The 20,227-nt window shown below is 63.4% G+C and carries 20 protein-coding genes; 6 read left to right on the top strand and 14 right to left on the bottom strand.

Translation table 11 applies throughout. From position 1 onward, the window contains the following. Positions 1–17: 17 nt before the first annotated feature. Entirely contained in the window at positions 18–956 is a 939-nt protein-coding gene (locus APH36_RS00575) for a LysR family transcriptional regulator (RefSeq protein ID WP_060497012.1), read from the bottom strand. Between the two features lie 147 nt (positions 957–1,103). On the opposite strand from APH36_RS00575, the gene APH36_RS00570 reads away from it, so the two are divergent. Continuing rightward, positions 1,104–1,931 (top strand): amidohydrolase, encoded by an 828-nt coding sequence (locus APH36_RS00570; RefSeq protein ID WP_060497011.1) that lies wholly within the window; start codon positions 1,104–1,106, stop codon positions 1,929–1,931. Between the two features lie 149 nt (positions 1,932–2,080). Here APH36_RS00570 and APH36_RS00565 read toward each other — a convergent pair whose 3' ends face one another. Both APH36_RS00565 and APH36_RS00560 read right to left on the bottom strand, forming a co-directional pair. Beyond that, positions 2,081–2,497 carry a RidA family protein gene (locus tag APH36_RS00565; protein WP_016713864.1) on the bottom strand — a complete coding sequence of 139 codons (417 nt, stop codon included), beginning with the start codon at positions 2,495–2,497 and terminating at the stop codon, positions 2,081–2,083. Then, complete coding sequence (locus tag APH36_RS00560) at positions 2,497–3,816, bottom strand: NAD(P)/FAD-dependent oxidoreductase (RefSeq protein ID WP_060497010.1); 1,320 nt, start codon at positions 3,814–3,816, stop codon at positions 2,497–2,499. The genes APH36_RS00565 and APH36_RS00560 overlap by 1 nt, the downstream gene beginning before the upstream one ends. Before the next feature lie 339 nt (positions 3,817–4,155). On the opposite strand from APH36_RS00560, the gene APH36_RS00555 reads away from it, so the two are divergent. Together APH36_RS00555 and argE are read left to right on the top strand one after the other, a co-directional pair. Then, on the top strand, positions 4,156–4,833 hold the full coding sequence (locus APH36_RS00555; RefSeq protein WP_060497009.1) for a DUF1028 domain-containing protein: 678 nt from the start codon (positions 4,156–4,158) through the stop codon (positions 4,831–4,833). After that, positions 4,826–5,986: an acetylornithine deacetylase gene (gene argE / locus APH36_RS00550; RefSeq protein ID WP_060497008.1), complete on the top strand. Its 1,161-nt coding sequence runs from the start codon at positions 4,826–4,828 to the stop codon at positions 5,984–5,986. The genes APH36_RS00555 and argE overlap by 8 nt, the downstream gene beginning before the upstream one ends. 214 nt (positions 5,987–6,200) lie before the next feature. Here the strand turns inward: argE and APH36_RS00545 are convergent. The 6 genes from APH36_RS00545 to APH36_RS00520 all read right to left on the bottom strand — a co-directional run bounded on the left by APH36_RS00545 (position 6,201) and on the right by APH36_RS00520 (position 12,320). Beyond that, positions 6,201–7,351 (bottom strand): IS3 family transposase gene (locus APH36_RS00545; protein WP_143514977.1). Its coding sequence is split into 2 segments (ribosomal slippage): positions 6,201–7,117 and positions 7,117–7,351, totalling 1,152 coding nucleotides; the frame shifts between segments, so codons are not numbered across the junction. A gap of 22 nt (positions 7,352–7,373) precedes the next feature. Then, complete coding sequence (locus APH36_RS32450) at positions 7,374–7,679, bottom strand: amino acid permease (RefSeq protein WP_060497006.1); 306 nt, start codon at positions 7,677–7,679, stop codon at positions 7,374–7,376. Next, positions 7,673–7,837 (bottom strand): hypothetical protein, encoded by a 165-nt coding sequence (locus tag APH36_RS32445; protein ID WP_223623869.1) that lies wholly within the window; start codon positions 7,835–7,837, stop codon positions 7,673–7,675. Before APH36_RS32445 ends, APH36_RS32450 begins: the two co-directional genes overlap by 7 nt. A 99-nt stretch (positions 7,838–7,936) precedes the next feature. Beyond that, positions 7,937–9,205: a carbohydrate porin gene (locus APH36_RS00530; protein ID WP_060497005.1), complete on the bottom strand. Its 1,269-nt coding sequence runs from the start codon at positions 9,203–9,205 to the stop codon at positions 7,937–7,939. Positions 9,206–9,332: 127 nt separating this feature from the next. Next, positions 9,333–11,750, bottom strand: a complete 2,418-nt coding sequence (locus APH36_RS00525) for a glucose/quinate/shikimate family membrane-bound PQQ-dependent dehydrogenase (RefSeq protein ID WP_060497004.1) — start codon at positions 11,748–11,750, stop codon at positions 9,333–9,335. Positions 11,751–11,969: 219 nt separating this feature from the next. Continuing rightward, complete coding sequence (locus tag APH36_RS00520) at positions 11,970–12,320, bottom strand: cupin (RefSeq protein WP_060497003.1); 351 nt, start codon at positions 12,318–12,320, stop codon at positions 11,970–11,972. A gap of 117 nt (positions 12,321–12,437) precedes the next feature. Between APH36_RS00520 and APH36_RS00515 the strand changes: the two genes are divergently transcribed. Both APH36_RS00515 and APH36_RS00510 read left to right on the top strand, forming a co-directional pair. Continuing rightward, a complete protein-coding gene (locus APH36_RS00515) occupies positions 12,438–13,337 on the top strand; it encodes a LysR family transcriptional regulator (protein WP_060497134.1) in 900 nt (299 codons plus the stop codon). A gap of 111 nt (positions 13,338–13,448) precedes the next feature. Next, on the top strand, positions 13,449–14,648 hold the full coding sequence (locus APH36_RS00510) for an MFS transporter (RefSeq protein ID WP_060497002.1): 1,200 nt from the start codon (positions 13,449–13,451) through the stop codon (positions 14,646–14,648). Positions 14,649–14,657: 9 nt separating this feature from the next. Here the strand turns inward: APH36_RS00510 and APH36_RS00505 are convergent, their stop codons facing one another. After that, positions 14,658–15,269: a LysE family translocator gene (locus APH36_RS00505; RefSeq protein ID WP_060497001.1), complete on the bottom strand. Its 612-nt coding sequence runs from the start codon at positions 15,267–15,269 to the stop codon at positions 14,658–14,660. A gap of 105 nt (positions 15,270–15,374) precedes the next feature. Here APH36_RS00505 and APH36_RS00500 point away from each other — a divergent pair, with 105 nt between their 5' ends. Further along, the gene (locus tag APH36_RS00500; RefSeq protein WP_060497000.1) at positions 15,375–16,343 is read left to right on the top strand and encodes a GlxA family transcriptional regulator; all 969 of its coding nucleotides are present in this window, start codon (positions 15,375–15,377) and stop codon (positions 16,341–16,343) included. 58 nt (positions 16,344–16,401) lie between these two features. Here the strand turns inward: APH36_RS00500 and APH36_RS00495 are convergent, their stop codons facing one another. The 4 genes from APH36_RS00495 to APH36_RS00480 form a co-directional block, all read right to left on the bottom strand. Next, positions 16,402–17,253, bottom strand: a complete 852-nt coding sequence (locus APH36_RS00495; protein WP_060496999.1) for a CAP domain-containing protein — start codon at positions 17,251–17,253, stop codon at positions 16,402–16,404. A gap of 296 nt (positions 17,254–17,549) precedes the next feature. Then, positions 17,550–18,161 carry a cell wall hydrolase gene (locus APH36_RS00490; RefSeq protein ID WP_060496998.1) on the bottom strand — a complete coding sequence of 204 codons (612 nt, stop codon included), beginning with the start codon at positions 18,159–18,161 and terminating at the stop codon, positions 17,550–17,552. A gap of 33 nt (positions 18,162–18,194) precedes the next feature. After that, positions 18,195–19,112 (bottom strand): AEC family transporter, encoded by a 918-nt coding sequence (locus APH36_RS00485; RefSeq protein ID WP_060496997.1) that lies wholly within the window; start codon positions 19,110–19,112, stop codon positions 18,195–18,197. 236 nt (positions 19,113–19,348) lie between these two features. After that, positions 19,349–20,212 carry a LysR family transcriptional regulator gene (locus APH36_RS00480; protein ID WP_060496996.1) on the bottom strand — a complete coding sequence of 288 codons (864 nt, stop codon included), beginning with the start codon at positions 20,210–20,212 and terminating at the stop codon, positions 19,349–19,351. Positions 20,213–20,227 lie beyond the last annotated feature (15 nt).

The following is a 20,227-nucleotide window of genomic DNA, read 5'->3' as shown; positions in this document are numbered from 1 at the left end:
TAGCCCCAACACTTGTGTCAGTTCGGCGCAATCGCCCGCCCCAGCTTCTGCGCCTGTCCCTGCAACACCCGCATCAAATGCATCGCCGCATGCGACGGCGGCTCGAACCGCGAATAGACAAAGCTGATATCAAAGTGAATTTCATCGGCCAGCGGCACCACCGCCAACCCACTGTCCTGCGCCACGAATTCGTCGATCACGCTGATGCCCATGCCCTGCTTCACCAGGGCCACTGCTTCGTTGGCGTTGGTGAACGACAACAGTGATTTCAATTGCAGCCCGCGCCGCTCGATGTGCCCGGCCAGCAGTTTGCCAAACGGCATGTCGGGCCTGAACAGCAGCAGCGGGTGGCCTTCCAGCTGCTGCAAGGTCAGCGAGCCATGCCCGGCCAAGGCGTGGTCGGGTGGCATCACCACCACCATGCGCCCGCGCATGAAGGCTTGCGAATGCAGGTGATCGTGCACCACGGGCAGGGCGGCAATCGACAGGTCGACCTTTTTCGACAGGATCTGGTTGGGCATTTCGCCCATCAGCGAGGTTTGCCACTCGATGTCCAGCGAAGGCGCCTCGCGCTTGAGCTGCGCCAGGGCAATCGGGATGACCACCGTCGACAGCGAGGCGCTGCAAGAGATACGCAGCTTGTGGTGGCCGCCGGCACCCAATGACAGCGCACACTCATTCACCTCCAGCGCCGCCTGGTACACCCGCTCGACCTCACGGAACAGCACCTGCGCCTCGGCGGTTGGCACCAGGCGGTTGTTGATGCGCTCGAACAGGCGATAAGCCAGGCGCCCCTCGATGTACTGGATCAGCTTGCTCACGGCCGGCTGCGACACGTACAGCAGCTTGGCCGCCGCGCTGATCGAGCCGGTCAGCATCACCGCACGGAACACTTCCATGTGCCGCAGTTTGAACACCATGGGGCTCGCGTCTGCGCCTTCGTTGCCAAGCAGCATGTCTATTACCTTCGGTTATGGTCTTCGCCATCTGGGTATGAGCGTCAAACCCGGCCACGCAGTATCTTGAACACAGCCCAATCGCCCTGGCGGCGAACAATAACAAGATCTGTAGGCAAGCGCAGCGGTGCTTGCCGGGAGTGCTGCGTGAACATCTTTGACGAACCGAAGATCGATTGCCATAACCATTTGTTTGACCCCGCCCGTTTCCCTTACCACCCCGAAGCACCCTATGCGCCCTCTGGCCAGGAGGTGGCGACCCAGGAGCAGTTCACCCGGGTGATGGACGCCTACGGTGTACAGCATGCCTTGCTCGTCGGCCCCAACAGCGGCTACCACACCGACAACCGCTGCCTGCTGCACGCCCTGGCCACCGGGCAAGGGCGGTTCAAGGGCGTGGCGGTGGTCGAGGCAAGTATCCCTCTCGATGCGCTGGCTGCGCTGCAGGTGCAAGGGGTGGTCGGTATCGCCTTCAACCCCGCGTTGTACGGGGTGGCCAGCCTCAAGAACGTTGACGGGTTGCTCGGCAAGGTCGCCGAGCTTGGCCTGTTTGCCCAGATTCAGGTGTGCGAAGACCAGTTGCTGGACCTGCATGGTCTGCTGCAAGGCTCCCGGGCACGTCTGTTGATCGATCACTGTGGCCGCCCGGATGTAGCCGCCGGGGTGCAGCAAACTGGCTTCCAGGCCTTGCTGCGGCTGGCCGACAGTGGCCGGGCCAGCGTGAAACTGTCGGGCATGCAGAAGTTCGCCGCCGTCGATGCCTTGCTGGAGCAGAGCAGTGCCTACGTCCACGCCCTGCTCGAAGCCTTTGGCCCCGAGGCCTGCGTATGGGGTTCGGACTGGCCGTTCATTCGCCAGTGCTCGCGGGTGGACTACGGCCCGTTGCTGAAACTGGCCGAGTGCCTGATGCCGGATGCCCGCACGCGCCGTGCAGTGATGTGGGACACACCCCGCCGATTGTTCGGGTTTGCCTAGAGCTTGATACTTGTCAGCAGATCGTTGGGGGCCGCTTTGCGGCCCATCGCAGGCACGCCCACAGGGACTGCACAAGCCTTAAGCCTACGGTGTACCTGTGGGCGTGCCCGCGAAATATCCAGCGCGCTGGATGGCATCGGTGTTGCCGGTCACGCCTGATCCGGCACCACGGCGATCACATCGATTTCCATCAGCCATTCGGCCTGGGCCAACCCGGCCACCACCAGCCCGGTGGAAATCGGGAACACACCCTTCAGCCACTTGCCCACTTCCTTGTACACCGGCTCGCGGAAGCGCGGGTCGGTGATGTAGGTGGTGGTCTTGACGATGTGCGACAGGTCCGAGCCGGCTTCTTCAAGCAGTTGCTTGACGTTTTTCATCGCCTGCTCGGTCTGCGCCCGAGGGTCGCCCAGGCCCACCAGCTTGCCTTCGAAGTCGGTACCGACCTGGCCGCGCACATAAATGGTGTTACCGGCCCGCACGGCCTGGCACAGGTCGTTGTCCAGGGTCTGGTTGGGGTAGGTTTCCTTGGTGTTGAACATGCGGATGCGGGTATGAGTAGGCATCAGTGGGCTCCGAGGGTGCTGACGTTGCTGATGGTGTTGTCTTGCTGCTCATCCGCGTCGCGCTGTTCGCGGTCGCGGTAGGCCAGGTAGGTGCGTTGCGTGGCGATGTGGCCGGCGACGTGCTTGGCGTCGTGCCACACGCCCCAGATGAACGACGAGCCACGGCGCGACAGCCACGGCAGGCCCAGGAAGTACACGCCGGGCTCACGGGCTACGCCACGCTGGTGCTGGGGTTTGCCGTTGGCGTCGAAGGTGTCTACCTGCAGCCAGCTGAAATCCACACCGTAACCGGTAGCCCAGATGATGCTGCTGACACCGGCCTTGGCCAGGTCCAGTTGCTGCAGCGGGTTGACCATGCACTCCGGGTCGGCGAGGCGCTGGCGGGCTTCGGGCTCTTCTGGCAGGTCCAGGCCGTTGCGTTCGATGTAGGCATCGGCGGCATCCAGCAGGGCCAGGTAGTTTTCGTCGCCACGGTTGATGTTCTCGACCAGGTTGTCCTGGAAGCGCGCCACGCCGTTCTCGAACGACTGGGTCAGGCCGACCAGGGTCATGCCTTGATGGGCGAGGGCGCGGAAGTCTACGGTGTGGCCGCCACGGGCGCCGCTGACGGCGATGGTCACGTGCTCGCGGCCAGGCTTGGCGATTTCTGCGTCCCACTCACCCAGCACGCCCAGCCACCAGCAGAAGTCGCGGTTGCGGTAGGCACGCGGCGGGCGGTCGTGGGCGCCGACCGACAGGTACACCTGGCGGCCCGCACGCATCAGCTCTTCGGCGATCTGCACGCCAGAGGAGCCGGCACCTACCACCAGCACTGCGCCTTCTGGCAGTTGCTGAGGGTTGTAGTAGGCGGCGGAATGGATCTGGTGCAGGTTGCTGTCCTTTGGCGCAATGGCGGGGATAACCGGCTTCTGGAACGGGCCGGTTGCCGCAACCACACGGTTGGCGCGAATCACGCCTTCATTGGTTTCGATGGTAAAGCCCGGGCGGTCGCTGTTGCGTACCACGCGCTTCACTTCAATGCCGGTGCGCACGGGCAGGTTGAACTTGCGTACGTACTGCTCGAAGTAGTCAGCCACCTGGTCCTTGCCGGCGAAGGCGTCGGCGTCGAGGTTGAATGCCAGGCCCGGGAAGCGGTCGTGCCAGACCGGGCCGTTGGCGACCAGCGAGTCCCAGCGGCCAGTGCGCCACGCTTCGGCGATGCGGTTGCGCTCCAGCACCAGGTGCGGCACGCCAAGCTTGTTCAGGTGTTCGCTCATGGCCACGCCGGCCTGGCCGGCGCCGACGACGAGGGTGTCGATTTCGAGGTTGTTCAGTGTCATGTCCGAGCCCTTGTTCAGGCGGTTTTTGTCAGGTCGGTTTGGAGGACCGCCGTTGCCTGGGGCCAGACTAGGGATGTGGCACAAATGGCGAAAATAGTATTTAGCTGGTGCTTGCCGATAAAACGGCGAAGGCCCCGAGTTCTGTGGCCTCGCACAGGAGAAACTGGCCTGAAACAAACGTAGGAGCGAGCGCAGCTCGCGATGCGCCGCGCGGGCGGCGTTCGCTCTCTGCCTGAGCAAAGTTTTTTCCTGTCTAACCCCTCGGAAAAAGTTGGTTTCGCCTACCGAAAGGTTCCACCCAGAATGCCCTGCATCGCACAGGACAACAGGAGCATTACCATGACCTTCTCCATCATTGGCCGCTGCCAGGAAACCGGCCAGGTTGGCATCGCCATCAGTTCGTCGAGCATTGCCGTGGGTGCCCGTTGCCCTTGGGTGCGTGCCGGTGTTGGCGCCGTTTCCACCCAGAACATCACCTTGCCGGCGCTTGGCCCGCAGGTTCTCGATGCCCTTGAACAGGGCCAGTTGCCACCCGCCGCCGCGCTGGACCGGGTGCTCAGCGCCAATGGCTGGAGCGAGTACCGCCAGGTTACCGTGATCGACAGCCAGGGGCAGGTGGCGCTGTTTACCGGGCGCGAGGCATTGGGCACGCACAACGCTGTGGCCGGTGAACAGTGTGCGGCGGCCGGGAATCTGTTGTCCTCGACCCAGGTGATCGAAGCGATGGTCGTGGCGTTCGAGCAGGCTGGCGGCCACCTGGCCGACCGCTTGCTGGCCGCCATGCACGCGGCGATGGCTGCGGGTGGTGAAGCCGGGCCGGTGCACTCGGCGGCGTTGAAAATTGCCGGCGAGTTGACCTGGCCATTGGTGGACCTGCGCGTGGACTGGGCTGATACCGACCCGATCGGCGTGCTCGACGGTCTTTGGCAGGCCTATCGCCCACAAATGCAGGATTACGTCACCCGTGCCCTCAACCCGACCGCTGCACCCAGCTATGGGGTCCCGGGCGATGAGTGAATTTGCCAGCCGCGCGCTGCTGGCCCGGCTGATCGGCTTTGCTACGGTCAGCCGGGACTCCAACCTTGAGTTGATCGGCTTCATCCGCGATTACCTGGCCGAGCTGGGGGTGGAGTGCGAGCTGTTTCACAACCCGGAAGGCACCAAGGCCAACCTGTTCGCCACCATCGGCCCCCAAAACGTTGGCGGCGTGGTGTTGTCGGGGCACACCGATGTGGTACCGGTGGATGGGCAGGCCTGGACCGTCGAGCCGTTTGCCCTGAGCGAACGTGATGGGCGCCTGTATGGCCGTGGCACGGCCGACATGAAGGGCTTTATCGCTTCGGTGCTGGCCGCCGTGCCCGCGTTCCTCGCTCAACCTCTGCGCATGCCGGTGCACCTGGCATTCTCCTATGACGAGGAAGTGGGCTGCCTGGGTGTACGCTCGATGCTGGCCGCATTGGAACAGCGCCCGCACAAGCCGCGCCTGTGCCTCATTGGCGAGCCCACCGAGCTCAAGCCGGTGCTGGGACACAAGGGCAAGTTGGCGATGCGCTGCCAGGTGCATGGCGCGGCCTGCCACTCGGCCTATGCGCCCTATGGCGTGAATGCCATCGAGTATGCGGCGAAGCTGATTGGCAAACTGGGTGACATCGGTGACGCACTGGCCTTGCCACAGCATCACGACGAGCGCTTCGACCCACCGTTCTCCACGGTGCAGACCGGGGTGATCAAAGGGGGCAGGGCACTGAACATCGTGCCGGCGGAGTGCGAGTTCGACTTCGAAGTGCGGGCCTTGCCGGGGTTTGAGGCGCAGGCAGTGGCCGACCAGTTGCAATCCTATGCAGAAGCCGAGTTGCTGCCACGTATGCGCAAGGTCAATGCGGCCAGTGATATTCGCCTGGCGCCGCTGAGCGCCTACCCGGGGCTGGCGACACCTGCCGACAGTGAGGCGGCGCAGCTGGTGGCGTTGCTCAGTGGTACCGATGAATTCGGTACGGTGGCGTTTGGTACAGAAGGCGGGTTGTTTGACCAGGCAGGTATCCCGACCGTGGTGTGCGGGCCTGGCAGCATGGACCAGGGGCACAAGCCGGATGAGTTTGTCAGTGTCGAGCAGTTGCAGGGGTGTGATGCGATGTTGCTCAAGCTGGTGGATTACCTAGGCTCTGTATGAAAAATCTTGAGACGCAGGTCAGGCAAGGCGAAAACAGCCGAGGAAGCGGAGTGTACGGGTTGTAAATGAGCATTCCGAGGCTGTTTTCAACGCAGCATGACCACGTATCAAGGCTTTTCGTACAAACCTAGCATTTATGTCAGTTGTCATCCGGTAGCAGTGGTTAGAAACTTGAAACGTCCCCATCAGCCCACACTGAATCGCCCCTGGTTCCCTAGACACTCTCCAAGCTCAGAAAATAGCGTTTCTCATACTCTACTGGAGACAGCTGCATAGCACTGCTGTGTCGACGCTTGGGGTTATAGAACATCTCGATGTAATCGAAAATATCACTTCGGGCTTCGTCACGCGTTGCGTAGATCTTTCGTCGGATTCGCTCCCGCTTCAAAAGCTGGAAAAAGCTCTCGGCTACGGCATTGTCGTGACAGTTTCCCCGTCGGCTCATGCTGCTGATCACATTGTTGGCCTTCAGGAAGCTTTGCCAATCTGAGCTACTGAACTGACTGCCTTGGTCTGAGTGAATCATCACTTGCTGCTGTGGCTTGCGTCGCCACACGGCCATCAGCATGGCGTCGATGGCCAGGTCGCTGCTCATCCTGGGCTTCATTGACCAACCAATGACTTGGCGAGAGAACAGATCCAACACTACCGCCAAGTACAGCCACCCTTCATAGGTGCGGATGTAGGTGATATCGGTCACCCAGACCTTATTCGGCTCACTGACCTTGAACTGCCGGGCCAGATGGTTGGGCGATGCCACTGTTGGTTTTCCGCCATAAAACCCAGGACGACGGCGATAGCCCGTTTGCGAACGCAGCCCCTCTGCCTGCATCAAGCGACCGACTCGATTTCGCCCACAGATCTCTCCCAGCTCTCGAAGGTCATCGTGAATCTTGCGATAGCCATACACGCCTCCGCTTTCTAACCAGGCATGCTTGATCAAGCCAAGCAGGCGTTGATCTTCTTTGGCTCGGGCAGATTGAGGCTCGGCCAGCCAAGCGTAGTAGCCGCTGGGATGCACCTTGAGGGTTTGACAAAGACGCCGCACCGGGTAATCGATCGAGTGCTTCTTGATGAAGGCGTACTTCAGCCGCACTCCTTGGCAAAGTACGCGGCGGCCTTCTTTAAGATGTCTCGCTCTTCCGTCACCCGCTTGAGTTCAGCGCGCAGCTTGCGCAGTTCTGCCTGCTGATCATCGTCGTGCTGACGCTGCTCTTGGGGCTTGCTGTAGACCTTGATCCACGCGTAAAGACTGTGCACGGACATGCCCAAGCGCTGAGCGACATCGGCGACAGGTTTGCCTTTCTCGGTCACTTGCTTGACCGCTTCGATCTTGAATTCTTCAGGGTAACGCTGACGACTCATGGCACCTCCTATTTGGGCCTCATTATGAGGCTTGGAGGTGTCTACGAAACCAGGGGCGATTCAAGTAGAAGGCCCACAACAACACGGATGAAGCGGCGATGGCCGCCACCGTGTTGCCGTCGCCAAAGAGCAGAAAGAAGGCGCCGAGCGTGGATTTGATGAGGATGGAGTAGGACACGTTGCCGATGCAGGTGCCGGCCCAGAAGCCAAAAGCCGAGGCAAAACCCAGGTAGCTGCCGAAGCCGGCGCTGGCGTAGGCGTAGATGCCTGAGTCTAGGTCCGGGCGGGGGCGGGCAAGGGTCTGGAACACGAAGGCCAGCATCAGCATGCCCAGGCCGGCGATGCACCGCGCAATGATGGCACCAAGCCGCCGGTGGCACGGCCGAAGGTGGCTGGCAGCGAGAAGATACCGGCGCCGACCAAGGAGCCCACTACCAGGGCAGCGAGCGCCCAGACGTTCAGTTTGCCTTCCGTTGCAGTGCTCATTGGCCTGGCTCTCCCTTGCGCTGACGGGGTGAGTAAAGACCGAGGGGCCAGTTTGTGCCAGTTTGATGGCGAATGGGCCGCAATGCGGCCCTTTTCAATTTAGAAACTGGCCTTGACCTGCAAGCCAACGACCAACGCGTTGTCGATGTCCTTCCCGGAGAACGCCCCAGGCTCGATGATGTATTGCACATCCGGGCGCAGGTTCAGCCAAGGTGTGGCCTGGTAGCCGTAGCTCAGTTCGATCAGTTGCTCGGCGCTGTCGATGTCGGGGAACTGCTGGCCGGCATTGAAGGCAGCATCCTCCAGCACGTCGCGGCTACGCGGGTTGGGTACGGCACGGCCATAACCCAGCGCCACGGTATCTTTCGGGCGGCCTTCGAACGGCTTGTACAGCACCACACCGGCGCCATACCACTTGGTGAACGGCGAGGCCGCCTTGCTCGACGCCGAGTACTGGCCGAAGGCGTGCAGGCTGCGGCCTGGCGAGCCTTGGTCGTTCCACACGGCCTGGTCAACCAGCATGTAATGGCCGCCACGGCCAGACACTTCATCCTCGCTGCCGATGCGTTTCACGTCGGAGCTGTCGTAGTAGTAGCCCAGCTTGTACTCGCCCGGCAGTTCACCCTGCAGCTTGTACACCAACTCCACCGGCACCACGGTGCCCGTGGTGTGCTTTGGGCCAAGGTGCCAGGCACGGCTGGAGTTGCCATTGCTCTCGGGGTCGACGTTGAACGCCGCTACGCGCAATTGCCAGGCAGGCGAAAGGTCATACTTTACCCGCACGCCCAGGTGGGCATTGGGGTAGTTGGTCCAGCCACTGCCACCCGACATGTTCAGCGGGTGGCCGCAAAAACCGGCGTTCATGAAGTTGCACAGGATACCGCTGTCCAGGCCGCCCAGGTCGTTGCCCATGGCCATGTAACCCAGCTTGACGTTGAGTGCCGGGGTGAACAGGGTGCGCTCGTAGCTCAGCTCGGTCAGGCGCGTATACAGGCCGCCGAAGTTTTCCTGGATTGGCAGGCGGTTGCCGACCAGGTCTTCCGAGGCGCTGTTGCCGCGACGGTCGTTGATGGTCAGCTGGACCTTGCCACCGTTGTCCAGGCCATACAGTCTGGACAGGTCGAACTGCACGCCCAGCTTCAGGTTCTGCGAATAACGCGCCGAGCGGTGCAGGCCACCGTGGGCGTTGTAGGCGGTTTCGCCGCTGTAGTCGCCGGTGAACTTGACGCCGTCGTCTTCCAGCTGATGGCGCAGGCCTCCCCAGTCACCGGTCAGGGTGCTGCGGGTCATCAGGTCGCCGTCGGCCAGGGCGGTGGTGCTGGCCAGGGCCAGCAGCAGGGTGGGGGTGATGCGAATTGCGGATGGCATTGCTAAATCTCGAATTATTTTTGAGGGCCATTCGCGGGCAAGCCCGCTCCCACAAGGACTGCACAGTTCGTAAGGGCAGTGAGTATCCTGAGGGAGCGAGCTTGCCCGCGAAGCAGGCGACGCGGTCTTACGGCAGTGCGTAAGAAATCACGTAGTCGCCACGGTCAGTCGACTGGCGTGCGCCGCTAGCGGTGATCACCACGTACTGCTTGCCGGTCTTCGGCGAGACGTAGGTCATCGGGCCGCCCTGGCTGCCCACTGGCAGGCGGGCCTTCCAGATTTCGTTACCGTTGCTGCTGTCGTAGGCGCGCAGGTAGAAGTCCTGGGTGCCGGCGATGAACACCAGACCGCCTTGGGTCGACAGGGTGCCGCCCAGGGTTGGCAGGCCGATCTTGATCGGCAGGTGCATGCGGATGCCGAGCGGGCCGGTGTCTTCAACAGTGCCCACCGGAACCTGCCAGGCCACCTGGCGGGTCTTCATGTCGATAGCGGTCAGGGTGCCGAACGGCGGGGCCTGGCACGGAATGCCGGCGACCGACAGGAAGCGGTTCTTGTTCACCGCATACGGGGTGCCCTTGAGCGGTACAGCGCCCATGCCGGTGTTCAGTGCTTCGCCACCGGACGCTGCGCCACCCTTGTTCTGCGACGGGATCATCTGGATCCACAGGCCCAGGCGCATGTCGTTGACGAAGATGAAGCCATGCACCGGGTCGGTTGAGATGCTGCCCCAGTTCATGCCACCCAGCGAACCCGGGAAACTCAGCGACAGGTCGGTGCCCGGCGCGGTGTACAGGCCGTCGTAGCGCATTTTCTTGAAGTCGATGCGGCACAGCAGCTGGTCATACGGGGTGGCGCCCCACATGTCCGACTCGGTCAGGGTTTGTGCGCCGATCTGCGGCATGCCCACCGACTTCGGCTGGGTTGGGGAGTACGGCTCGTTCGGGATGTTGCTTGGCTTGACCGGTACTTCGTCGACCTGGGTCAGCGGCTTGCCGGTGGCGCGGTCGAGCACGTAGATCTGCCCGGCCTTGGTGCCGATCACCACCGCAGGTACCGACTGGCCGTCGTCCTTGGTGAAGTCGATCAGGCTCGGCTGCATGGGCAGGTCGAAGTCCCACAGGTCGTTGTGAACGGTCTGGAATACCCACTTCTGGTTGCCGGTGGTGGCGTCCAGGGCCAGCACCGAAGCGCCGTAGGTGTGGTCCAGTTTGCTGCGCTCCACGCCGTAGATGTCGGTGGACGACGAGCCCATCGGCAGGAACACGGTGTTCATCGCCGGGTCATAGGACATCGGTGCCCAGCTGTTCGGGGTGCTGCGCACGTAGGTGCTGTCGCCCTGCGGTGCCTGGCGATCTTCCGGATTGCCCGGGTCGAAGGCCCAGCGCATTTCACCGGTGATCACGTCGAAACCACGGATCACGCCGCCTGGCATGTCGGTCTGGACGTTGTCGGCAACACGGCCGCCGACCACCACGGTAGTGCCGGCCATCAGCGGTGCCGAGGACAGCTGGTAGTAAGAGTCCGGTACGTTGCCCAGGCCCGCTTTCAGGTCCACTTGGCCGTTGTTGCCGAAGCCTTGGCAGAACTCGCCGTTGTCGGCGTCGACAGCAATCAGGCGACCGTCGATGGTGTTGGTCAGCAGGCGACGCTGGCAGTTGGCACCGGCCGGCACGCTTGCCACCGTAATCGGCGAGCTGTTCGGCTGGGTTGGCTGGGCGATGGCGGCGGTGGCATCGAAGTACGCCATGCCACGGCAACGCTGCCAGACCTTGGACTGGGCGTTGATTTCGTTTTTCCACAGCTCTTTGCCGGTGTCGGCATCCAGGGCGATCAGGTTGTTGTGCGGGGTGCAGATGAACACCTTGTTGCCGATCTGCAGCGGGGTCAGCTGGTCTTCGGCACCGTTGCCGTCACTGATGGCCACGTCACCGGTGTGGTAGGTCCAGGCTACTTTCAGCTTGTTGACGTTGTCGCGGTTGATCTGGTCCAGCGCGGCGAAGCGACTGCCACCTTCGGTGTTGCCGTAGTGGGCCCAGTCTTTCTGCTGCTTGCCATCCTCGACCGGGGTCATGACCGGGCCGTTGCCAGTGGGGGCAACGCTTGGGTGGGCAACAAACATGTTGCCGGCGGCGATCACCAGCACCACGGCCATCACCCCGGCAACGCCGTAGGCACCACGGCCGGCGCTGGCGCCGTTGGCACGCGCCAGCAGCGGGTAGACCAACGCCACGACCATGCCGATTGCGCCGAACATGAACAGGCGCGAGAACAGCGGCCAGAACACCAGGCCGGCGTCGATCAGCGCCCAGAGGGCGGTACCCACCATGAATGCCGCGTACAGCCAGGCGCCTGCCCGCTTGCGCCGGGCAATCAGCACACCGGCGATGGCCATGGCCAGGCCGCCGATCAAGAAGTACCAGGAACCGCCCAGGCCGGCCAGCTTGACGCCGCCAGCAGCAAGGAGGAGGCCGAGCAGGGCGATGATTACGCCCAGGCCAACCAGGAGGATGTTTGTGGCGCCAGAGGCGCGCGGTGTTTCGTTCATGCCAGGGATCTCAGCAGGTGGAATGCGCGCAGTCTAAGCCCTTAGCTTGCTAATTAACAAGTTGGTACATAATTTTGTGAGGCTGATTGTCGCAGGGCTGAACTTGCGAAGATGTGGCTAAAAGTCTAGATCATGTGCTTAAAAATGCATTAAACGATATGTTCATGTTGGTTAATAATTTTGCATTCATACGTTGGTCGAGTGGGTGTTTGGCCGCCGTCACACCGGCCAAGGCGCGTTGCTGCTGTAAAAAACGGCGAGCCAGACCGTCGCCACTCCAGGCGCAGTCCACTCCACGCGATGGCGGTAGTGCGGCGGGATGTCCAGGCAATCGCCCGGCGCCAGAAGGCGGGTGTGCTGCTCGTGTTCGAAACGCAGGCCGGCAGCCCCGCTGAGTAGCACGATCCACTCACCTTCGGCCTGGTCGTACCAGAACCCGGGCGGGCTGACCTGGCCGCTGGAAACGATACGCTCCACGCGCAAGCCAGGGCGGCTCAGCAACTCATCTACACGCTCGGCACGGGTGGGGTCGCAGTGTGGCAGGGCAGTCAGCAGGTTGTTGAGTGTCATGGGAAGCCTCGCTGGAATGGGAGTGGTTTCACTATGGACGCAATCGCCGCATAGCGCGCTTCTTGACCCGCCCTGCGGTTTGTAAGAACTTTCTGAGTTTTGGAAGACGTGCAGCAGATGGACAAACTCCTGGCGATGAAGATGTTCGTAGCTACCGTCGATGCCCAGGGCTTTTCTGCGGCTGCGCGCAGGCTTGGGCTGGCGACGTCGTCGGTAACCCGCCTGGTCGATGCCCTGGAAACGGCCGTGGGCGCCTCGTTGCTCAATCGCTCGACACGCCAGGTCAGCCTGACCGAGGCCGGGGCCCGTTACTACGAGCGGGCCCGCAGCATTTTCGAGGCGCTGGACGAGGCCGATGCCAGTGTTGCCGACCGTGGCGAGGAGCCCGTCGGTGTCTTGCGGCTGTGCCTGCCGGTGGAGTTCGGCAGGCGGGTCATCGCCCCGCACCTGGGGCCGTTTCTGGCGCGGCACCCGGCGTTGGAGCTGGACATCGACCTCAGCGACCGGCTGGATGATCTGCTGGACGGCCGTTATGACCTGTCGATTCGCCTGGGCGACCCCTCACCCAATGACGAACTGGTGTGCCGCCAGCTTGGCCGCTTCGAGCGGTGGCTGGTGGCCAGCCCGGCATACCTGGCCGGGCGTGACCCGCTGCAACACCCCCGGCAACTGTTGGAGCACGCCTGCCTGCGCTTCCGTTACGGGCAAAAGGCACGGCCCTGGCGCCTGGCGCGCGGGCAGGACAGCCTGGAGCTGAACGTAACCGGGCCGTTGCGCAGCGCCAATGCCGACATGTTGCGTGAAACCGCGCTGGGGGGCAGCGGCATCGCACTGCTGGCCGACTGGCTGGTACGCGAGGATGTGCAGGTCGGGCGCCTGCAGCGGGTGTTGCCCGACTGGCAGGTCAGCCCAGGCATGGCCAACAACAGCATCAATGCCCTGTACCTGCCCAACCACCGTGGCTCGCGGCGGGTGAATGCGTTCATCGACTTTTGCGCAGCGCTGCTGGAGCGGTAGCCGCGGCATTGCTCAGCGTGCAAAGCCGCGTTGCGCCAGCAGCGGATTCTCTGCGCTGAGGCGTCTGGGTAAGGTAGCCGGCATATTCCACCCCTTGCCGAGGAACCTCGCATGAATCCCTCCCTTGCCGCCGCCCAGCCCGCAGCCACCGGCCTGAGCCGGGCCCTGGTCGTGCTGCTGGCGTTCTGCTGTGGCGCGATCGTTGCCAACATCTACTACGCCCAGCCCATTGTCGGCCTGATCGCGCCGGACCTTGGGCTGTCCACCGAACATGCCAGCCTGATCGTGTCTCTCACCCAGTTCGGTTACGCCCTGGGGCTGCTGTTGCTGGTGCCGCTGGCCGACCTGTTGGAAAACCGCCGGTTGATGGTCGGCACCGCTGTGCTGGCTTGTGTAAGCCTGCTGTTGGCGGGCACCAGCCGCAGCGGCCAGGGCCAGCTGTTCCTGGGCTATGCACTGTTGATCGGGTTCAGCTCAGTGGCGGTGCAGATGCTCATTCCACTGGCAGCGCACCTGGCGCCAGAGGCGCAGCGTGGCCGGGTAGTGGGCAACATCATGGGCGGCCTGTTGCTGGGTATCCTGCTGGCGCGGCCGTTGTCCAGCCTGGTGGCCGACCACTTGGGCTGGCGCGCTGTGTTCATTGGCGCCGCCGGGGTGATGCTGGCGATCATCCTGCTGCTGGCGCTGACCCTCCCGCAGCGTCGGCCCGAGCACAAGGCCAGTTATGCCGGGTTGATGCTGTCGTTGCTCACGCTGTTGCGCCGTTATCCGCTGCTGCGCCAACGCTCGTTGTACCAGGCACTGATGTTTGCAGCGTTCAGCCTGTACTGGACAGCCGTGCCGATGGCGTTGGCGGGTGAGCATGGCCTGTCGCAGAGCCAGATTGCCGTGTTTGCCCTGGTGGGGGCGGTGGGGGCCGTTGCCGCGCCCTTGGCTGGTCGCCTGGCCGATGCCGGGCATGCTCGGGCCGGCTCGCTGCTGGCCCTGCTGCTGGCGCCGGCGGCCTTGTTGCTGGGGCTGACGGCGCCGGGTTACAGCGTGATCGGCCTGGGCCTTACCGGTGTGCTGCTGGATTTTGCGGTGCAGATGAACATGGTCATTGGCCAGCGCGAAGTGTATGCCCTGGACCCGGCCAGCCGCGGGCGGTTGAACGCGGTGTACATGACCAGCATCTTCCTGGGCGGGGCACTGGGTTCGGCGGTAGCCAGTGCGCTGTTCAGCCAGTTCGGCTGGCAGGGGGTGGCACTGGTGGGCGCAGGCTTGCCCGGCCTAGCATTGCTGGTGTTCCTGTTCAAGGCCCGGGGCAACTGACAAGGGGCGTCATCGGCCAAGCGGCAGCGCCACACCGATCAGGGCAAACAGGCTGCCGCAGCAACGGTTGAAACCTTTACCCCCCTTGGCCAGCCAAGGCCGAATACGAAATGCCAACCGCGCCAGCAGGTACTCGACCAGGAACTCGACGCTGGCGAAGGTCGCCGCCATCACCACGAACTGCAGCATCAAGCCGCGTTGCGGGTCGATGAACTGGGGCAGAAAGGCCCCATAGAACAGCAGCACCTTGGGGTTGGCCATGGCCGACAACAGGCCTTGGCGGAACAGGCCGGCATTGCCAAGCCGAGCGCTGCGCTCGTTCAGTTCCAGGTGCAGCCCCGGGCTGCGCCACAGCTGGATGCCCAACCAGACCAAATAAGCCCCCCCCAACCATTTCAACACGCTCAGCACCGAGGCTGAGGTTTGCAGCAAGGCACTGAGGCCGAACATCGCCAGGGCGATGAGGGCGCTGAAGCCGAACACCCCGCCAACGATCGTGAACAACGTTCGCCGGGCGCCGTACAAGGCACCATGAGTCAGGGCCAGCAAGCTGTTGGGGCCTGGGGTCAGTGACAGGCCAATGCTGGCCAGTAGGTAGATCAGCCAGGTGTCGAGTGCCATTTGCGCAAGTGCCTTATTGGTGTGGAGGGTGCCAGTTTATGGCGCGAACTGCGCCCATCAAGGGTAGTATCTGGACATTGAACAGTCGTTTCTGGACGCAACGCCATGCTGCCTGATATCCGTTTGCTGATCCTGCCGTTACCGGATTTTGCCCTGTTGCCGTTCGGCGCCTTTCTCGACAAGTTACGCTTCAGCGCCGATGACGAAGACTACAGTCAGCAGCGCTACTGCACTTGGACCGTGGCAGGGATCAGCCTCGACCCGGTGCCATCGAGCAGTGGCGCGGTGGTTCAGGTGGAGGCTGATGCCGGCCAGGTCGATCTGTCCCGTTTCGACTATCTGGTCGTGTTCGGCGGGCGCAATGCCATGGCCACCGCCGCGTTGGCGCCGCGCTACCAGGCCTTGCTCAGGCGGGCCGGCAAAGCCGGGGTCAAGCTGGTAGGGGTCGACAACGGCGCGTTCCTGCTGGCTGCCTGCGGGCTGTTGCAAGGGCACAAGGTGGTGGTGCACTGGCGCCACGAAGCCGAGTTTCGTGCAGCTTTCCCACAGTTGCAGATGCTGCGTGAGCAGCTGTATTGCATTGACGGCAACCGTATCACCTGTGCAGGAGGTACGGCGGCCATCGACCTGGCGGTGGCGTTGTTGTCACAGGCCTGCGGGCGAACCCGGGCGCTCAAAGGGCTGGCTGACATGCTGGTGGACGAAACCCGCGACAGCCGTCATACCCTGCGCTCGCTTGAGCTGGCCGCCGGGCAGGGGCGGCAGGTGCAGCGGGCGCAGGCGCTGATGCGCCATCACTTGGGCACGCCGTTGGCAGTGGCGCAACTGGCGGCTGAACTGGGCATCAGCCGGCGTCAGCTCGACCGGCAATTTCAGGCCAGCCACGGCATGAGCGCCAAGGCCTGGTGGCTGGAGATGCGCTTGCAGCAGGCGCGCTGGCGCTTGCTCAATTCCAGCCACAGCCTGGCGCAGATTGCCGATGAAGTAGGGCTGGGCGATGCCAGTTACCTGGGCAAATGTGTGCGACGGCGGTTTGGGTGTACGGCCTTTGAGTTACGGACAGGTAAGCAGTAGGACTGATGCCCGTCAGCTAAACCCTTGGGGCTGCGCAGCAGCCCCGATTCCAGCGGTTTTACTGCGGCGTCCCGAACAACCCCGTCCAGTAGATCCCAGCATCACTCTTAGGGTCCACCGCATAAGCCGCACCCATTTCGCGGAAGTCCGGGTTCATCAGCGTGGCGCAATGCCCCGGGCTCTGTAGCCAGCCTTCGACTACCTTGTGCGCGGTATCACGCCCGGCCGCAATGTTCTCTCCAATCTGCTGATACAGGTAACCCGCCAGTTCCGCCCGGTCACCTGGGGTACGGCCTTCCTTGTCGATGTGGTCGAAGAAGTTCTGGTTGGCCATGGCCCGTGTGTGGTTGGCGGCGACGCCGGCCAGTGCGGTGCTCCAGCTCAGGGCTGGGGCGGCGGCGAAGGGTTGGCCACCGCATTGGCGTGGCAGCTTGCGCGCGGCGTTGATTTCCTGCAGCACCTTCTGCCCTTCGGCCTGCCAGTCACCCAGGCGGCCACTGAGCAGTGGGCGGGCCAGTACGATGCGCCAGTCGCGGCCCTCCTGGCTGACACCGATATCGACGAACTGGGGGTCGAGCACTACCTGGCAAAAGCTTTCTTCGATGGCGTGCATGGCAGCGCGCGCGTCGCGTGGCCCCGACAGGCTGATGGCCTGAACGTTGACCATGGGGTAGGCGGCGCGGGTCATGGCCTGCTGCAGGTCACGGGTGCCCTCTGGCGAAAGCGCCAGGCGGGTGTCGCTGTTGAGCGGCGGCAGCTCCAGCGACGCCTCGCCACCGCAGGGCTGGGCCTGGCTGCGGTAGACATTGATCGAATCGATCAGTTGCGCCTCTTCGCCGGTGAAAGCCAGTGCCCCGGTCGAGACGACCAGGCCCAGCGACAAGGCGGCAACGGATGACAGGACGCGCATGTGGATCTCCCTATGACTGGCAGCGTCGTGGTATGCGCTGCTCATCCTACACAAGCCCGGGGCTTTTGGCCCCTGGCGGGTGCAAAGCAATGAAAACGCCGGCAATCGTTGCGGGCGGCAAAAGAGGGAGTAGACCACTGGTTGGCACAAAAGTGCGATTACTTGGTAATCATTCGTAACATTGGCTAGAAACAATCCTCAAACGCCAACTGTTCCCAACCTCCCAGGTAGCCCAGGGTGACCCACGGCTGGTCAAGTTTTCAGGTCGCATCGGTTTCTGATTGCTCGGTACCGCATCAACGGGCCAACGCCTGATTCGGCTTGTAGAACAGGAAATGTGTGGTCTGCGCTGTCTTGCGGTAGGCCTTGGCCCATTCGGGGTGCACGGTGCGGTCGTGGAAGTACAGGGCGCCGCCGGTGGGGTCTTTCAACTGTTGGTTAAGCGCCTTGCGTGCGATTTCCTTGGCCACATCGTAGCGTTGCGCTTCCTCGACCTGGTCCGGGCGCCCGTCGCACCACCAGGAAAACTGGCAGGCCTTGGTTTCCACGCCCTGTTTGACCACGCCGCAGATGGTATCGGGGAAACCATCGTGGCCCAGGCGGTTGAGCACCACACTGGCCACAGCCGACATGTCTTCGGCGTCGGCGCCCTTGGCCTCCCAGTAAATGGTGCGGGCCAGGCAGGTGATGCTGTCGTCCAGCGGTGCCTGGCCGGCGGGATCGACCGCCTGGGCTTCACCTGGGGTCAGTTTTTCTGATTTCTTGGGGGGCGGGGCGTTTTCCACCACCTTTTCTTCAAGCACTTCGGCCTTGTCTTCAGCCACTGCGGCCTTGGCGGTGTCGGCTGCGTGCAAGGGGCCTGCGAGCAGGGCCGAGGTCAAGCCGATTAGGATCCAGGCAAGGCGCATGGGCTAGCTTCCGGGAGAGGGGTTGATACCAGTCTAGCCAAGCGTAAGCATTAGTACCAAAGGCAGGGTGGCTGCGGCGGCCACGGTCTGCAGGGCAATGATGGTGGCCATCAGCGGGGCGTTGCCACCCATTTGCCGGGCCATCACGTAGGACGAAGAGGCGGTAGGCAGGGCCTGGAACAGCACCGCCACGACCGCTGCCTGGCCACTCAGGCCAACCAGGCGGCACAAGCCCCAGGTGGTCAGCGGCATGACCAGGAACTTGAACGCCGAGGCCGCCATCAACGGGCGCACCTGCTGGCCCAGGCTGGCGCCACCCAGTGCCGCGCCTACGCACAGCAGGCCCATCGGCAGGGCGGCCTGGCCCAGCGCCTTGACCGTGGGTTCGATGCCGGGCGGCAGGCCCAGCCCGGTCACACGCAGCAGTAAGCCGCCCGCGCAGCCGACGATCAACGGGTTGGCGAAAATCGCCCTCAGCACCGTGGCCGGTGAACTGTGGCGGGCGCTGAAACGGGCGAACACCAGCACGCACAGCAGGTTGACCAAGGGCACGATGGCGGCATTGGCCACCGCGGCCAGAGCGATGCCGGCGCTGCCGTAGATGCCGGCGGCCAGTGTGGCGCCAATGTAGTTGTTGAAGCGGATACCGCCCTGGAAGACCGACGTGAAGTCGGCGCCGTCGTGGCTCACTGCGCCTTGGTACAGCACCAGCAGCAGCGCCCCGGCCAGGGTCGACAGCATCAGCACACCGACCATCCCCAGTACTGGCACGCCGTCGAGGTTGGCCGTGGCCAGGCCGTGCAGGAACAGCGAGGGAAGCAATACGTAGTAGCTCAGGCGTTCAGCACCCGGCCAGAAAGTTTCGGCCAGAAAGCCGCGAAGGCGCAGGAAGGTGCCCAAGGTAATCAGCAGGATGATCGGTAGCAGGGTGGTCAGCAGCAACGGGAGCATGGTCGACGTTCCGTGGTCGGGTACGCGCACAGACTACGGGTGCGAAAGGGTTTGTAAAAACGTTGTTTTCTGCACCGACTGTTGAGAAAAAATGCACGCTAGATGCCCTACGCGTCATTTGTGGGAGCGGGCGTGCCCGCGAAGAATCCAACGCGGTGGATGGCACCGGCTGCGCCGGTGTTCGCGGGCGCGCCCGCTCCCACAGAGATCACGCTAGAGCAGGCAGCTATGTGCAACTACGCCTCCAGCGCAGTCTTCAACACCGCACTCAAATGCCGCCGCTGGCTTTTCTCATGCTCCAGCAACACCACCCGCCGGGTCAGTTGTGGCTCGCCAAACGGCAGGCACGTGGCGGGTGGCAGGCGTTGCAGGTCGTCGTCCGCCATGGGGATGATCGCCACGCCCAGGCCCATTACGGCCATGCGCGCCAGGGCCTCCTGGCTGTCCAGCTCCATCTGCTCGCTCACCTGCTGATGCTGGCGGCGCAGTTCCTGCTCGATCTGCCGCCCGGCCCACGCGCGTTTGTCGAAGCGCAGGAACGGTTGGCTGGCCAGCAACTCGGCTACGCTGTGCCCAGCCAGTTCCGGGCTGGCGATGGCCCAGAAGCGGTCCTCGAACAACGGTGTGAAGTCCAGGCTTTGCGGGTAGGGGCTGACCGGTTCGGTGGTGATCGCTGCATCGAGTTCGCCGTCCTCCACGCGCCGCGCCAGTTCCGCCGACATCCCCGATGCCACGCTGATATGCAATTGCGGATGGTGGGTCTTGATCCAGACCAGTGCCTTGGGCAGGCGCCGCGCCAGCACCGTGTGGATGGCCCCCAGGCGCAGGCGGCCACGCAGGCTCGGGCCGCTGGCCAGGGCGTCGGCCAGTTCGTCATAGGCGCCCAGGATGGTTTCGGCACGCGCCACGGCCAACTGGCCGGCCTCGGTCAGTACCACCTGCCGACGGCTGCGGTCGAACAAGGTCACTTGCAATTCGTCTTCAAGGGTTTTGATGTGCAGGCTCACTGCCGAAGGTGTGAGGCTGAGCAGGTCGGCGGCGCGGGCGAAGGTGCCGTGGCGGGCGATGGTTACCAGGGTGCGCAAGGCTTTGAGGGACATGCGGATGAGGTCCGG

The sequence above is a fragment of the Pseudomonas sp. NBRC 111133 genome, assembly GCF_001320605.1.
GTDB lineage: Bacteria > Pseudomonadota > Gammaproteobacteria > Pseudomonadales > Pseudomonadaceae > Aquipseudomonas > Aquipseudomonas monteilii.
This window is presented reverse-complemented; position numbering and strand designations above follow the sequence as displayed.